Below are 15829 nucleotides of genomic sequence, written 5' to 3'. Positions count from 1 at the left end.
GCTCGCACAGTGATTAATTGAAAAAATAGAGCCACTTAATCACGTAACTGTATAACGGTGGCAGGATGATAAGCCCGACGACATTGACCATCGGCGGCAACTGCTTGAGAAACAAGATAGGCAACATGATCAGTTTCACGACGCCATTAAAGGGTATTGCGTACCACTGATGTAAATTACTGCGCACCAGCCACCAGACAGGGTAAGCAATCACCGCAGTAAACATACAGACCCGCGCAACGCCCGCACTCGCTGGCGGATAGTGATACAGTAGCCCGTAGATGTGGAACAACGGGACCGCCATAATGGCCCATGAAAGTAGCCAGAAGAAAATATGGCTTATGCGTGCGAGAAGTGCCTTACGTTCGTAGCCCGCCAGCAACACAGGCGCCCCCCATAAGTACAGGATCACAATCCCCACCATGGTTACCGCCTGCCAGACCAAATGTTCATCAGCCCGCACCTGGATATAAAGAGCGAATCCCCAGAACCAGATAGCGATCAGCGCCCCCCAGGAGACGGCTGGCGTGGGAGTCGAAAGGAGCCGGAGCAGCGCCGGGTTAACCCGTTCCAGCAACTGTGGATAAGCATTTTTGATCTCAGCCACCTGATTCAACAACCCCTGAACAAAATCCGGAATGAGTCGCGCCCACCAGGGTAAATGTGCTATTTCGCCACTGAGGATTCGCCAGGCCAGACGGCTCTGTCGATCCAGGCTAGCCTGTCGGCGTAAATAGTCCCAATGATGGTCCGCAGCAGTCGCCTCAATTTGCGTTTCCAGGGCGTGAACGATCCAATAAGGCAGTTGGGAATCGCGATACCCACCCAGATCCCATCCCATAATGTCCGACACATTGTTCACCAGACTCCGGGAAATGCCCGGTCGTTGACTCAACGCCTGGGCCAGCTCAAGGCTAAACACCCGTCGGGCTTCCAGGGCATCAGGCAGGTGGTGATCAAGATAGAATCGCAGCGCATTTAGCGCGTCACTTTCATCAGCAAGGAACTGAACGGAAAAGCGCTCGGCATCCTCCTCAAGGGTTTCTCGCTGCCAGTCAGGCTGCGGTGGGAGCGCTGGCTGCACGGCCTCTTGCGATTCAGCTTGCGGTAACTCAGACAACGCCCGGTCCAGATTGATGACCGCTTTCACATTGTCCTCGTCCAGCCAGTTTATTTCGCCTTTTGCGAATGCTTTCGCCGCATCGAACGCTTCACGCAGTAGCTGGTAGCCTTGCGGATCCTGATCGGGACGATGCATCTTAAGCTCTCGCGCGTATGCCCGGCGAATGGTGGATTCATCGGTTGTTGGTTCGATGCCCAGTGTTTCCCACATTGTCGACATCACTTACATCCCATCATCAAATTGGTTGAGCACCTGACGCAATTCATCCCGCGCGGCGGCAATCATACGTACATCCTGGCGATCAAGTGACTGTTCAAACAGGCTGGTATAGTGATCGATAATTTGTCGCCGCTCCCCAAGATGCCGTTCGTAACAACGAGAAGCCTCTGCCAGTAAATGACGATTTTCTGGCACATCACGGGGATGCATTTTCAGGCCATCAAGCTGACGAAGACGTTCACGTATCTCCTCTTCGCTGAGCTGGCCGGGCACTTTTTCAATGACCAGGGTTGATGCGGTCTCTTCACCCTGAACTTTACATTCAACCTCAAGAATGCCGTCCAGCGTATAGGTGAAGCGGATGTCAGCGCTCACGTCACCGGCTTTACGACGCGGGACGTTAATCTTCATTTTGTCCAGCAACAGATTGTCGCTGACCCGACGGGCTTCCCCCTGGTAAACTTCTATCTCCAGATACTGTTGATTATCAAACAGCGTGCTCACGGTTTTCATCACGCTCACCGGTACAAAGGCGTTGCGTTCAATAATCGGCAGGAAATGGCCGGTATCGATTTTGTCGCCAGTTCTGCGTGAAACCTCGATCCCCAGGGAATAGGGCATGACATCGGTCAGGACAATATCATCCAGCGCGCATGCCTGGGCAATCAGTCCGGCCTGAACACCAGCACCAAGGGCCACCACTTCATCGGGGTTTAATTCGCTACGCGGGAAGCGTCCGAACATGCGGGTCGCCATCTGACGAACAATCGGCATCCGGGTGGCGCCCCCCACCAGAATGACATGGTCGAGGTGTTCGGGGTCGAAATGCGCATCCTGCAAAGCCTGTACAACCGGTTTTTTTAGCCGCGTGAGAAGTGAGGCGGCACAACCAGCAAAGGTCTCAGCCGTTAATGTCCAACAGTACTCTTCACCGTTATAACTCAGCGTCGCGCTGGTCTCATCCTGCTGGCTCAGTGCGCATTTGAACGCTTCGGCAATCCGGGTTAACTCCGCCGCACACTCTGTATTCGGATGAGCTAGCGCAGGGTAACGCTCCTGCATCCATTGACGAATAGCCTGGGTAAAATCATCGCCACCAAGCCAGGCATCGCCGCTGCTGGCGCGAACTTCAATCACCCCTTCAAACATATCGACGATGGAGACATCGAAGGTGCCGCCGCCGAGATCGAAAATCAGGAATTTTTGCTCGCGATTATCCGCAAGCCCATATGCCAACGATGCCGCGGTGGGTTCATTCAGCAAGCGCTCAACCTCAAGCCCGGCCAGTCTTCCAGCCGCTTTAACCGCTTTACGCTGAACGTCATTAAAATAAGCCGGTACGGTGATGACGGCGCGAGAAACAGTGCCACCCAGCGCAACTTCCGCGTCAGTCTTCAGTTTACGTAGCACCAATGCCGACAGCTCTTCTGCCCGGAACCGGCGTGACCCCAGACTCCACGTCTTATCTGTTCCCATGTAGCGTTTGAAACTGGCAATGGTCAGGTGAGGATGACTGACCAGTCGCGCTTTCGCCGCTTCACCCACCAGCAGACTACCGTCATCGTCCAGTCCAACCACTGAGGGGGTCAATCGTTCGCCCAGCGCGCCCGTGAGCAACTGTGGGTTTTCACCGTCAAACCACGCGACTGCACTGTTCGATGTTCCCAGATCTATCCCAATAATTGGCGAGTCGTTTCCTGTTATGGCCATTTCCATCCCTTAGTCACTGATAAAAAAGCAAAAACGAATCGCAATATAATAATCAGCAAGTTATGCGGATTCGCTTTAGATATTACCTTTCAGTTATTATTTCGTTCAATAAACGAGCAAGAATAAAATATTCAACATACGAATATTTATCGAGAGGGTAAGAAAATTTCTTTAATTATTTTGTGCGGTATTAATTAAGGGTTACTCTTGAACGATTCAGCACGGTTATTAATTATATGTTTCCAGTAATGTTCAATAAATGCTGAAATATTGTTAAGCAATTGTTTATGATTTTGATTGGTTATACCAATTTACCCGCCCCCTTATTGTATTCCTGGGATTTCGTTATAACCTTAATGGCAGGCTGTGCGAACACCCGATTTTACAGGTTGTTGCATTTTGTGTGACATAATCGGCAGAACCCAGTAACACCATACTGACACTACGCCATTCATGTTTACAGTAATGTAACCTTCCCGTAAAATGCCCGCACACTTTAAACGCCACCAGATCCCCGTGGAATTGAGGTCGGTAAATGAGACTCAGGAAATACAATAAAAGTTTGGGATGGTTGTCATTATTTGCAGGCACGATTTTACTCAGTGGCTGTGATTCTGCACTACTTGACCCCAAAGGACAGATTGGACTGGAGCAACGTTCGCTGATACTGACGGCATTTGGCCTGATGTTGATTGTCGTTATTCCCGCCATCTTGATGGCCGTTGGTTTCGCCTGGAAGTACCGTGCGAGCAATAAAGATGCGAAGTATAGCCCTAACTGGTCACACTCCAACAAAGTTGAAGCTGTGGTTTGGACGGTGCCGATTCTGATCATCCTGTTCCTTGCTGTACTCACCTGGAAAACTACCCACTCGCTCGAACCGAGCAAACCGCTGGCGCATGACGAAACACCTGTCACCATTGAAGTTGTCGCCATGGACTGGAAATGGTTCTTCATCTACCCGGAACAAGGCATTGCTACTGTGAATGAAATCGCCTTCCCGGCGAACACTCCGGTGGAATTCAAGGTGACCTCCAACTCCGTGATGAACTCGTTCTTTATCCCGCGTCTGGGCAGCCAGATCTACGCGATGGCGGGTATGCAGACCAAACTGCATCTTATCGCCAATGAAGCCGGTACCTACGACGGTATCTCCGCCAGCTATAGCGGACCAGGCTTCTCCGGTATGAAGTTCAAAGCTATCGCCACGCCGGACCGCGCAGCGTTCGACCAATGGGTCGCTAAAGTGAAACAATCTCAGAACACCATGGCTGACATGGATGCTTACGAGAAAGTTGCCGCACCAAGCGAATACAATAAGGTTGAATACTTCTCCAGCGTGAAACCCGATTTGTTTAAAGACGTTATCAACAAATTTATGGGCCACGGCAAGAGCATGGACATGACCCAGCCAGAAGGTGAGCACGCCTCGCATGAAGGTATGGAAGGCATGGACATGAGCCACGCGGAAGCCTCTCACTAAAGGGGTCGAGGAAGAATACGATGTTCGGAAAACTTACACTGGATGCAGTGCCGTACCATGAACCCATTATTATGGTCACGGTTGCTGCGATTATCGTCGGGGGACTGGCGGTAGTCGGTCTGCTCACTTACTTCAAAAAGTGGGCATGGCTGTGGAATGAATGGTTTACCTCTGTAGACCACAAACGTCTTGGCATTATGTATGTTGCGGTTGCAGTCGTTATGCTGCTGCGTGGCTTTGCAGACGCCGTGATGATGCGTAGTCAGCAGGCGCTGGCTTCTGCCGGGGAAGCAGGTTTCCTGCCACCTCACCACTACGATCAGATTTTCACCGCTCACGGTGTGATCATGATCTTCTTCGTGGCGATGCCATTCGTTATCGGTCTGATGAACCTCGTGGTTCCGCTACAGATCGGCGCGCGTGACGTGGCGTTCCCGTTCCTGAACAACCTGAGCTTCTGGTTCACGGTTGTCGGTGTGATTCTGGTTAACATCTCTCTGGGCGTCGGTGAGTTCGCGCAGACGGGTTGGCTGGCTTATCCGCCGCTGTCGGGAATTGAATACAGCCCTGGTGTCGGGGTCGATTACTGGATCTGGGCACTCCAGCTCTCTGGTATCGGTACGACGCTGACCGGTATCAACTTCTTCGTAACGATTCTGAAGATGCGTGCGCCGGGCATGGGTATGTTCAAGATGCCAGTCTTTACTTGGGCATCTCTGTGCGCCAACGTACTGATTATCGTCTCGTTCCCCATTCTGACCGTGACCATCGCGCTGTTGACCCTCGACCGTTATATCGGTACCCATTTCTTTACCAACGATATGGGCGGCAACATGATGATGTACATCAACCTGATTTGGGCCTGGGGCCATCCGGAAGTGTACATCCTGGTTCTGCCGGTATTCGGGGTATTCTCCGAAATCGCAGCGACCTTCTCGCGTAAACGTCTGTTTGGTTACACTTCGCTGGTATGGGCGACCATCTGTATTACCATCCTGTCGTTCATCGTCTGGCTGCACCACTTCTTTACGATGGGTGCAGGCGCGAACGTAAACGCCTTCTTTGGTATTACGACGATGATCATCGCTATCCCGACCGGGGTGAAGATCTTCAACTGGCTGTTCACCATGTACCAGGGTCGCATCGTGTTCCACTCTGCGATGCTGTGGACCATCGGCTTTATCGTCACCTTCTCGGTGGGCGGTATGACCGGCGTTCTGCTGGCGGTGCCGGGTGCGGACTTCGTCCTGCACAACAGTCTGTTCCTGATTGCCCACTTCCATAACGTGATTATCGGCGGTGTGGTGTTCGGTTGCTTCGCAGGCCTGACCTACTGGTGGCCGAAGGCATTTGGCTTCACGCTGAATGAAACCTGGGGCAAACGCGCATTCTGGTTCTGGATCATTGGCTTCTTCGTGGCATTTATGCCGCTGTACGTGCTGGGCTTTATGGGTATGACCCGTCGCCTGAGCCAGCAGATTGATCCGCAGTTCCACTCTATGCTGGTGATTGCAGCCTGCGGTGCGGCACTGATTGCTATTGGTATCCTCTGCCTGCTGATTCAGATTTACGTGTCTATTCGCGACCGCGACCAGAACCGTGACCTGACCGGTGACCCGTGGGGTGGCCGTACGCTGGAATGGGCGACTTCTTCTCCGCCGCCGTTCTATAACTTCGCTGTGGTTCCTGAGATTCACGAACGTGATTCCTTCTGGGAAATGAAAGAAAAAGGCGAAGCGTACAAGCAACCGGCGCATTATGAAGAAATTCATATGCCGAAAAACAGCGGTGCGGGCGTTGTGATTGCCGCCTTCGCAACGGTGTTTGGTTTCGCGATGATCTGGCACATCTGGTGGATGGCGATTGTTGGCTTCGCCGGCATGATCATTACCTGGATTGTGAAAAGCTTCGACGAGGACGTGGATTACTACGTACCGGTTGCAGAAATCGAAAAACTGGAAAAACAGCATTTCGATGAGATTTCTAAGGCAGGGCTGAAAAATGGCAACTGATACTTTAACGCATGCGAATGCCCACGCGCACGAACATGGGCACCACGATGCAGGCCCGACTAAGGTATTTGGGTTCTGGATCTACCTGATGAGCGACTGCATTTTGTTCTCATGCCTGTTTGCTACCTATGCCGTTCTGGTGAACGGCACGGCGGGTGGCCCGACTGGCAAGGACATCTTCGAGCTGCCGTTCGTCCTGGTAGAAACCGCACTGCTGTTATTCAGCTCCATCACCTACGGCATGGCGGCGATCGCCATGTACAAAAACAACAAAAGCCAGGTTATTTCCTGGCTGGCACTGACCTTCTTGTTCGGTGCCGGGTTCGTAGGCATGGAGATTTATGAATTCCATCACCTGATCGCAGAAGGTATGGGTCCGGACCGCAGTGGCTTCCTCTCCGCGTTCTTCGCGCTGGTCGGCACCCACGGTCTGCACGTAACCTCGGGTCTGGTATGGATGGCAGTGCTGATGTTCCAGGTTTCGCGTCGCGGCCTGACCAGCACTAACCGTACCCGTATCATGTGCCTGAGCCTGTTCTGGCACTTCCTGGACGTGGTGTGGATCTGTGTGTTCTCTGTAGTCTATCTGATGGGGGCGATGTAATGAGTCATTCAACGGAACATGGCGCTTCCCACGGTAGCGTAAAAACCTACATGACAGGTTTTATCCTGTCGGTCATCCTGACGGTTATTCCGTTCTGGATGGTGATGAGCGGCACGGCATCTCATGCTGCGATTCTGGGCACCGTACTGGTTACCGCGGTTGTGCAGATTCTGGTGCATCTGGTTTGCTTCCTGCACATGAACACGAAGTCCGATGAAGGCTGGAATATGACAGCTTTCGTCTTTACCGTGATTATCATAGCAATCCTGGTAGTCGGCTCCATCTGGATCATGTGGAACCTCAACTACAACATGATGGTTCACTAAGAGCGGCGAGTATGTTGAAGCAATACCTGCAAGTAACGAAACCTGGCATTATTTTTGGCAACCTGATCTCGGTGATCGGTGGGTTCCTGCTGGCCTCTAAAGGCCATATTGATTACCCGCTGTTCGTCTACACGCTGGTTGGCGTGTCGCTGGTTGTCGCCTCCGGTTGTGTATTTAACAACTACATTGACCGTGACATCGATAAGAAGATGGAGCGGACGAAAAACCGCGTGCTGGTCCGGGGCCTGATTTCGCCGAAAGTCTCGCTGGTTTACGCTGCCTTGTTGGGTATTGCTGGCTTCATGCTGCTGTGGTTTGGCGCGAATCCTCTGGCCTGCTGGCTGGGGGTGATGGGCTTTGTGGTGTATGTGGGCGTCTATAGCCTGTATATGAAACGCCACTCGGTCTACGGCACGCTGATCGGCTCGCTTTCCGGCGCAGCGCCTCCGGTGATTGGCTACTGTGCCGTCACCGGCGGGTTTGACAGCGGTGCGGCTATTCTGCTGGCGATTTTCAGCCTCTGGCAAATGCCTCATTCGTACGCCATCGCCATTTTCCGCTTTAAAGATTACCAGGCGGCAAACATCCCGGTACTGCCGGTGGTGAAAGGCATTTCGGTCGCCAAAAACCATATCACGCTCTATATCATCGCTTTTGCGGTCGCAACACTGATGCTCTCCCTTGGCGGTTACGCCGGGTACAAATATCTGGTGGTTGCCGCGGCCGTAAGCGTATGGTGGCTGGGTATGGCGCTGCGTGGCTACAAAGTGGAAGATGACAAAGTCTGGGCGCGTAAGTTGTTCGGCTTTTCCATCATCGCGATTACCGCGTTAAGCGTGATGATGTCAGTGGATTTTATGGTCCCTGACTCTCACAATCTGCTCGCGGCTGTCTGGTAACGGATAACACCTTTTAAAAGCCGGGGATAACCCGGCTTTTTTATGTCTGTCAGTTGGCTACAGCGTTCCACCTCCCCATAGCCCCCTCCCCTCGTCTCTTTACCGCGATATGGCCTTTATAATTCTTTCGCGGCACGTTTCCAGAGTCGGTCCGTTTCGGCTGGGTAGTTAATGTGTGCTGGCAGCGAAATAAATACCGTTCACAGCCTCGTAATATCTATTAAACAATCACCTATTTACCGCGCCTGGCGCCCCGCCTAAACTATGGCCTGTTTTTCGATTGAGGTGGTAATGAACGATTATAAAATGACGCCAGGCGAGTTGCGCGCAACCTGGGGTTTAGGGACTGTTTTTTCCCTGCGCATGCTTGGCATGTTTATGGTCCTGCCCGTTCTGACCACGTATGGCATGGCATTACAGGGTGCCAGCGAGGCGCTGATTGGTCTGGCGATTGGCATTTACGGCCTGGCACAGGCGGTGTTTCAAATTCCTTTTGGTCTGCTTTCAGACCGCGTTGGTCGCAAACCGCTTATCGTCGGTGGCCTCGCCATCTTTGTGATCGGCAGCATTATTGCGGCCCTCTCAGATTCCATCTGGGGCATTATTCTTGGGCGCGCGCTCCAGGGCTCCGGCGCCATTGCCGCCGCGGTGATGGCTCTGCTTTCTGATTTAACCCGTGAACAAAATCGCACGAAAGCCATGGCGTTTATTGGCGTCAGTTTCGGCGTGACCTTTGCTATCGCGATGGTGCTTGGCCCGATCATCACCCACACACTGGGTCTGCACGCCCTCTTCTGGCTGATTGCCGCGCTGGCGACCCTGGGTATTGCGTTAACATTGTGGGTGGTGCCAAACAGCCACAACCACGTGCTTAACCGGGACTCCGGGATGGTAAAAGGCTGCTTTAGTCAGGTCATCGCCAGTCCGAAACTGCTGAAACTGAACTTCGGCATTATGTGTCTGCATATCCTGCTAATGTCCACCTTCGTCGCCCTGCCGGGCATGCTTGAAGCCGCCGGATTTGCCGCCCGCGATCACTGGAAAATCTATCTTGTTACGATGCTGGTGTCGTTTGTTTCCGTGGTGCCTTTTATTATTTATGCGGAAGTGAAGCGCCGCATGAAGCGCGTGTTTGTATTTTGCGTCGCGCTGCTGCTTATTGCGGAGATCGTGCTCTGGGGGGCGGGTCCCCATTTCTGGGAACTGGTGCTGGGGGTTCAGATTTTCTTCCTCGCCTTTAACCTGATGGAAGCCTTGCTACCGTCGCTTATTAGCAAAGAAGCCCCTGCCGGATACAAAGGCACAGCGATGGGGATTTACTCCACCAGCCAGTTCCTTGGGGTGGCGATTGGCGGCGCGCTCGGTGGCTGGGTCGACGGCCTGTTCGACTCACAGACGGTCTTTCTGGCAGGCGCGCTGCTGTCCATGATCTGGCTGCTGGTCGCCGGAAGTATGCAGGAGCCGCCCTATGTCAGTAGCCTGCGCATTGCGATACCGGAAGGTGTCACGCCAGATGCCTCACTGCAGGCGCGGCTGCTGGCAACTAGCGGGGTAAGCGAAGTGCTGGTCGTCGCGGAGGAACGCAGCGCCTACGTCAAAATAGACAGCAAAGTCACCAACCGTTTCGAGGTTGAGCAAGCCATCAAAGGGGCATAAAAAAAGCGGGGAAATCCCGCTTTTTTATTAATCGCGGAAGTTTTTGAACTGGAAAGGCTGTCCCAGATTACCGCCGCGTACCAGCGCCATTGTCGACTGCAGATCGTCGCGGGATTTCCCGGTGACACGAATCTCTTCGCCCTGAATTTGCGTCTGCACTTTCAGTTTGCTGTCTTTAATCAGCTTAACGATTTTTTTGGCAACGGCGCTCTCAATGCCCTGCTTGAGTTTGGTTTCAACGAACCAGGTTTTGCCGCTGTGGACAAACTCTTCCGGAACATCAATTGATGTGCCTTCGATACCGCGTTTTAACAGCTTTGCGCGCAGGATATCCAGCAATTGATTGACCTGAAAATCGGACTCACTGAGAACTTTGATCGTCTTATTCTGTTCATTCAGCTCAAAAGTGGCTTCAACGTTACGAAAATCGAAGCGTGTTTCGACTTCACGGGTCGCATTTTCAACGGCATTGCGGACTTCCTGAAGATCAACCTCAGAAACAATATCGAAAGATGGCATCTTTTCTTCTCCCTCAGTGTTTATTGCGATGCATAATACCCGCAACCAAGCATAACTCAACTTGTAATAGCCGAATGCAGTGCTGACGGCGCTATACTGTAAGCAGTGACACCTGGCGCAGTTGCAGGTGAGGAGGAACAATGAAAATTACCGTACTCGGATGCGGTGCTTTAGGGCAATTGTGGTTAACTGCTCTGTGCAAGCATGGACACGAAGTACAGGGTTGGTTGCGCGTACCGCAACCCTTTTGCAGTGTGAACCTGGTTGATGAAGACGGCTCCATTTTTAACGAATCCCTGACCGCGAACGATCCCGAATTTCTGGCGAGCAGCGACTTATTGCTGGTCACGCTTAAAGCCTGGCAGGTTTCTGACGCGGTAAGAGGTTTAGCGGCGATGTTGCCAGCCACCACACCCATTTTGCTGATTCATAACGGCATGGGAACGGTAGAAGAGCTGAAATCACTGTCGCAGCCTTTACTGATTGGCACCACGACGCACGCGGCGCGCCGCGACGGCAATGTCATTGTGCATGTTGCCAGCGGCACGACGCATATTGGCCCGGCGAGGCAGCAGGACGGCGACTTTAGCTATCTGGCTGATAGTCTGCAGGAGGTGCTTCCGGACGTCGCCTGGCACAACAACATTCGCCCGGCCCTCTGGCGCAAACTGGCGGTTAATTGCGTGGTGAATCCGCTGAGCGCGCTGGAAAATTGCCGAAACGGCGATTTACGTAACTTTCCCGATGAAATCAAGAAAATCACCCACGAGGTCGCTGCCGTTATCGAACGTGAAGGCCACCATATCTCGGCTGATGAGTTACTCAGCTATGTATACCAGGTGATCGATAACACGGCGGATAATATTTCCTCAATGCTGCAGGACATTCGCGCCATGCGTCATACCGAGTGCGATTACATCACAGGCTACCTGCTCAAACGCGCCCGTGCCCACGGTATCGCGGTGCCGGAAAACGCCCGCCTGTATGACTTAGTGAAACGTAAGGAGAGTGAGTATGAGCGCATCAGCTCTGGTATGTCTCGCCCCTGGTAGTGAAGAGACCGAAGCGGTCACCACTATCGACCTGCTTGTTCGTGGCGGCATCAGCGTGACCACCGCCAGCGTTGCCAGTGACGGTAATCTTGCGATCACCTGCTCGCGTGGGGTCAAGCTGCTGGCAGATGCGCCGCTGGTTTCTGTGGCAGACGGTGATTACGACATTATCGTCTTACCGGGGGGAATTAAGGGGGCAGAATGTTTCCGTGACAGCCCACTGCTGGTAGAGACCGTACGGCAATTCCATGCCTCCGGACGTATCGTCGCGGCCATATGCGCAGCGGCAGCTACCGTATTGGTGCCTCACAACCTGTTCCCACTAGGCAATATGACCGGCTTCCCGGCGCTGAAAGAGAAAATACCGGCGGAGCAGTGGCAGGACAAACGCGTTGTCTGGGATCCACGCGTAAAATTGCTCACCAGCCAGGGGCCAGGCACGAGCATTGATTTTGGCTTAAAGATTATTGATCTGCTGGTCGGGCGGGAAAAGGCCTATGAAGTGGCATCGCAGTTGGTGATGGCGGCGGGGATTTATAATTACTACGAAGCCTGAACAGGCGGCGGGAGTAGTTTCCGCCGCTAAACGGATTACAGATGTTGTTTAATAAACGCGATTACCTTTTCTTGTGGGTAATCCGGTAAATGAATGGGGATCCATAAAAACCCTGCCGGCCCCATGACGATATAATCAAGCGTACCATCACTCATTACTGATGTGACTTTACTCCACGCCATAAAGGCGTGAGAAGCGTGATTATCAGCATGCGTCCACTGTATCCCTTCATTTGTCAGCTCAAGCGAGTAGCCATAACGGTTGGCATCATTGACTTCATAATATCTGCGTGACCATTGCCTGTAACGCCGGGTCATCGTTATCTTTACAGTCAATACACCTGCGATATAGCACAGCACCAATAGCGACAGGGCCGCACCATCGCGAAAATAAAAGAGATAATCATCTGTTGTATCGTCTGCAACCCAGCCCATAAAACGGAAATGAAAATTGCCGTTAAACAGTGAAACCGCAAGGGCTATTACCAGCCACATAAAGAATGCCGTAATGATAAACAAGGGCAATCTGCCAAAGCGGCGACGAGTTTCAGGTAATGTCGCACGGCAAAAACCTAAGCCTCGTAAATAATGTTCAAAAGATAAAGACTGCGCGGGTACGTTAATTGAAAAGCGCACGTCATCCTGACGTGCGGATACAGATTCATAATCCATTATGGGTAAACATCCTTGTTTTACTGAATTTAAGGTCGGTACACCTTCACATTCTCAAAACCCTGCTCACGCAGATAGAGCGCCTGCAGGCGGCTCATCACCCCACGCTCACACCACAGTAACCAGGTTTTGCTCTGATCGAGGTCGCCGAATTTGGTGCTCAGCTTATAGAACGGCAGCGACACCACGTCGATACCTTCCACCGCCAGCGGTTTATCGTCCTGCTCGTCAATAGAACGGATATCGAGAATCACATCGTTCGGGCCAAATCCGCTGACCGTTTCGACCTCAACAACCGTTTCGCTGGTCTGCGCGGCGATATCACGAATATCGATATTCGAGGCTTCCGCAACCACACGATCCAGGATCTCGAAATCGAAATGTGCTTCTTCCGCTTCGATTTTGGCCTTCACGGCTTTCACCGTCGGGCTTTTCGAAATAACACCGCAATATTCCGGCATCGTACGGGCAAAATCTTCGGTACCGATTTCACGCGCCAGATCGATGATGTGCTCTTTATCGTAAGAGATCAGCGGACGCAGGATCAGGGTATCGGAGACATTATCAATCAGGCGCAGGTTGGTCAGCGTCTGGCTGGAGACCTGACCGAGCGCTTCACCCGTTACCAGCGCCTGCACACCATAGCGCTCGGCAACTTTGGATGCCGCACGCACCATCATGCGTTTGAGTACTACGCCCATCTGGCCGTCATCGACTTTTTCGAGGATCTCGCCAACCACTGGTTCAAAATTGATCGCCACAAAACGTACCCGGTGGGAGCTGCCAAAGCGGTTCCACAGGTAATGCGCAACCTGACGCACGCCAATCTCATGCGCCGCGCCGCCCAGGTTAAAGAAGCAATAATGTACGCGACAGCCACGACGCATCAGCATGTAGCTGGAGACGCCGGAGTCGAAACCGCCGGAAATCAGCGACAGAACATCTTCCTGCGTACCAATCGGGAAACCACCGATGCCTTCGTAACGGCCTTTTACCAACAACAGGCGATCATCTTCGATCTCGAGATTCACGGTGACATCCGGGTGCGTCAGCTTCACGCGGGCGGACTCTACGTGCTGATTCAAACCGCCGCCGACATAGCGTTCCACTTCAATAGAACTAAACTCGTGCTTGCCACGACGTTTTACACGCACGCAGAACGTTTTGCCTTCGATCTGGTCGCGGTATTGCACCAGCGCTTTTTCGAAAATATCGTGCAAAGAGGTGAACGGGACATCCTCCACCTCCAGAATATGGTGAATACCCGGGATACGGGTCAGCGCGTCACGAATCACCAGACGTTGGTTTTCATCTTTGGCGCGCACTTCGATATTATCCCAGTGACGGACAACGGCGAGGGTCTCATCATACTGCTTAAGAACGTTACGAATGTTCCCGGTGAGAATTTTAATAAAGCGCAAACGCACAGATTGGCTTTTGATGGTGATTTCCGGGAACAATTTAATGATAAACTTCATGGCGGCAATGGTTCGTTGGTAAGCCCGACGGGGCTAGAAATGGAAAATAGTACAGCAGCCCTTATACACAAAATCATTCAAAATGCTTCGCGGCGGCAACTGAGTGAACCCAGAAGCTTACTCATGTAAGTGACTGGGGTGAACAAAGGCAGCCAACAAAGAAGCAGTTTGAAGGATGAAGTGTATACCGCGGCTGCCATCCAGGCGCGGAAGTATACCACCATCGCGAAGCTCCTGCGCATTTTGCATGACCATTGCGCGTTATTTGCTAAGCCTCACGACTTCGCTACCATATCGTAGTCGGTATCAATAAGAGTCAGACATTCACTATGCCAAAGAAAAACGACGCACCCGCCACATTTGAAACGGCGTTGAGCGAGCTGGAACAGATTGTTACCCGTCTTGAAAGCGGCGATCTTCCGCTGGAAGAGGCCCTTAATGAATTCGAACGCGGCGTACAGCTTGCCCGTCAGGGGCAAGTGAAACTCCAGCAGGCGGAACAGCGCGTACAGATTTTGCTGTCCGACAATGAAGAGGCACCTCTCACGCCGTTCACACCGGATAACGAGTAAATGGACTTTAGCCAACAATTACAGGCCTGTGTCGAACATGCCAACGATGCACTGCGGCGGTTTATTGCCCCTCTTCCCTTTCAGAACACTCCTCTGGTTGAGGCCATGCAGTATGGCGCATTATTAGGCGGTAAGCGCCTGCGTCCGTTCCTGGTCTATGCGACCGGCGGTATGTTCGGCGTCAGCCGGGAAACCCTGGATGCCCCTGCTGCAGCGGTTGAGTGTATTCACGCCTATTCGCTGATTCACGATGACTTGCCTGCCATGGACGACGATGATTTACGTCGTGGCCTGCCCACCTGCCACATCAAATTCGGCGAAGCCAATGCGATACTGGCCGGAGACGCGCTGCAAACGCTGGCGTTTACTATCCTCAGTGATGCGCCCATGCCAGAAGTGGCAACGCAGGACCGCCTTGCCATGGTACGCGAACTGGCGATTGCCAGCGGTGCTGCCGGCATGTGCGGAGGTCAGGCTCTGGATCTCGCCGCAGAAGGTCAGCAGGTCGATTTAGCCGCGCTGGAGCGCATTCATCGCCATAAAACGGGCGCATTGATTCGCGCGGCGGTAAGAATGGGTGCACTCAGTGCGGGTAATTCAGGACATCAATGGCTGCCGGTGCTGGATAAGTATGCCGAAAGCATCGGTCTGGCCTTCCAGGTTCAGGATGACATCCTGGATGTTGTCGGCGATACTGCGACACTTGGTAAACGCCAGGGTGCCGATCAGCAGCTCGGCAAAAGCACCTATCCTGCGTTACTGGGCCTTGAGCAAGCCCGGATTAAAGCCCGCGATCTGATTGCCGACGCTCGCCAGTCTCTGGATCTCCTGGCGGCGCAATCACTGGATACAACGGCACTGGAAGCACTGGCGAATTACATAATCCAGCGTGATAAATAAACAATACGCTCCGAATCGTCCGGGTTGCCGAAAGGCAAAAACATCGCCC

At 52.7% G+C, this 15829-nt stretch carries 15 protein-coding genes; 10 read left to right on the top strand and 5 right to left on the bottom strand.

The features are described 5' to 3' along the window. Window positions 1–13 precede the first annotated feature (13 nt). Window positions 14–1342, bottom strand: coding sequence for a J domain-containing protein (locus tag ABIB59_RS09285; RefSeq protein WP_354035114.1), 1329 nt, complete (start codon window positions 1340–1342; stop codon window positions 14–16). Window positions 1343–1345: 3 nt separating this feature from the next. Then, window positions 1346–3052 (bottom strand): Hsp70 family protein, encoded by a 1707-nt coding sequence (locus tag ABIB59_RS09280; RefSeq protein ID WP_317086143.1) that lies wholly within the window; start codon window positions 3050–3052, stop codon window positions 1346–1348. Window positions 3053–3587: 535 nt separating this feature from the next. Here ABIB59_RS09280 and cyoA point away from each other — a divergent pair. The 6 genes from cyoA (at window position 3588) to ABIB59_RS09250 (ending at window position 10032) form a co-directional block, all read left to right on the top strand. Then, on the top strand, window positions 3588–4535 hold the full coding sequence (gene cyoA / locus ABIB59_RS09275) for a cytochrome o ubiquinol oxidase subunit II (RefSeq protein ID WP_041852508.1): 948 nt from the start codon (window positions 3588–3590) through the stop codon (window positions 4533–4535). A 20-nt stretch (window positions 4536–4555) separates the two neighbouring features. Beyond that, a complete protein-coding gene (gene cyoB, locus ABIB59_RS09270) occupies window positions 4556–6547 on the top strand; it encodes a cytochrome o ubiquinol oxidase subunit I (RefSeq protein WP_071195838.1) in 1992 nt (663 codons plus the stop codon). Then, entirely contained in the window at window positions 6537–7151 is a 615-nt protein-coding gene (locus ABIB59_RS09265) for a cytochrome o ubiquinol oxidase subunit III (protein WP_041852510.1), read from the top strand. The genes cyoB and ABIB59_RS09265 overlap by 11 nt, the downstream gene beginning before the upstream one ends. Continuing rightward, complete coding sequence (locus tag ABIB59_RS09260; RefSeq protein WP_041852511.1) at window positions 7151–7477, top strand: cytochrome o ubiquinol oxidase subunit IV; 327 nt, start codon at window positions 7151–7153, stop codon at window positions 7475–7477. The genes ABIB59_RS09265 and ABIB59_RS09260 overlap by 1 nt, the downstream gene beginning before the upstream one ends. Before the next feature lie 11 nt (window positions 7478–7488). After that, window positions 7489–8376 (top strand): heme o synthase, encoded by an 888-nt coding sequence (gene cyoE / locus ABIB59_RS09255; protein WP_071195839.1) that lies wholly within the window; start codon window positions 7489–7491, stop codon window positions 8374–8376. 291 nt (window positions 8377–8667) lie between these two features. Then, complete coding sequence (locus ABIB59_RS09250) at window positions 8668–10032, top strand: MFS transporter (RefSeq protein ID WP_041852685.1); 1365 nt, start codon at window positions 8668–8670, stop codon at window positions 10030–10032. 27 nt (window positions 10033–10059) lie between these two features. Here the strand turns inward: ABIB59_RS09250 and ABIB59_RS09245 are convergent, their stop codons facing one another. Further along, on the bottom strand, window positions 10060–10551 hold the full coding sequence (locus ABIB59_RS09245) for a YajQ family cyclic di-GMP-binding protein (protein ID WP_041852513.1): 492 nt from the start codon (window positions 10549–10551) through the stop codon (window positions 10060–10062). 140 nt (window positions 10552–10691) lie between these two features. Here ABIB59_RS09245 and panE point away from each other — a divergent pair, with 140 nt between their 5' ends. Continuing rightward, complete coding sequence (gene panE / locus ABIB59_RS09240) at window positions 10692–11603, top strand: 2-dehydropantoate 2-reductase (RefSeq protein ID WP_041852514.1); 912 nt, start codon at window positions 10692–10694, stop codon at window positions 11601–11603. Then, window positions 11566–12159 carry a protein deglycase YajL gene (gene yajL / locus ABIB59_RS09235; protein WP_041852515.1) on the top strand — a complete coding sequence of 198 codons (594 nt, stop codon included), beginning with the start codon at window positions 11566–11568 and terminating at the stop codon, window positions 12157–12159. The genes panE and yajL overlap by 38 nt, the downstream gene beginning before the upstream one ends. A gap of 35 nt (window positions 12160–12194) precedes the next feature. Here yajL and ABIB59_RS09230 read toward each other — a convergent pair whose 3' ends face one another. Together ABIB59_RS09230 and thiI are read right to left on the bottom strand one after the other, a co-directional pair. Further along, a complete protein-coding gene (locus ABIB59_RS09230; RefSeq protein ID WP_071195840.1) occupies window positions 12195–12830 on the bottom strand; it encodes a hypothetical protein in 636 nt (211 codons plus the stop codon). A gap of 29 nt (window positions 12831–12859) precedes the next feature. Continuing rightward, window positions 12860–14308, bottom strand: a complete 1449-nt coding sequence (gene thiI, locus ABIB59_RS09225) for a tRNA uracil 4-sulfurtransferase ThiI (RefSeq protein ID WP_041852517.1) — start codon at window positions 14306–14308, stop codon at window positions 12860–12862. Window positions 14309–14637: 329 nt separating this feature from the next. On the opposite strand from thiI, the gene xseB reads away from it, so the two are divergent. Continuing rightward, entirely contained in the window at window positions 14638–14880 is a 243-nt protein-coding gene (gene xseB, locus ABIB59_RS09220) for an exodeoxyribonuclease VII small subunit (protein WP_041852518.1), read from the top strand. Further along, window positions 14881–15780: a (2E,6E)-farnesyl diphosphate synthase gene (gene ispA, locus ABIB59_RS09215; RefSeq protein WP_041852519.1), complete on the top strand. Its 900-nt coding sequence runs from the start codon at window positions 14881–14883 to the stop codon at window positions 15778–15780. Window positions 15781–15829 lie beyond the last annotated feature (49 nt).

Origin of the sequence: Citrobacter sp. UYEF32, from assembly GCF_040546205.1 — a bacterium.
Taxonomy (GTDB): Bacteria; Pseudomonadota; Gammaproteobacteria; order Enterobacterales; family Enterobacteriaceae; genus Phytobacter; species Phytobacter diazotrophicus.
Note: the sequence above shows the minus strand (reverse complement) of the source record. Positions and strands in the feature narration are given on the sequence as shown.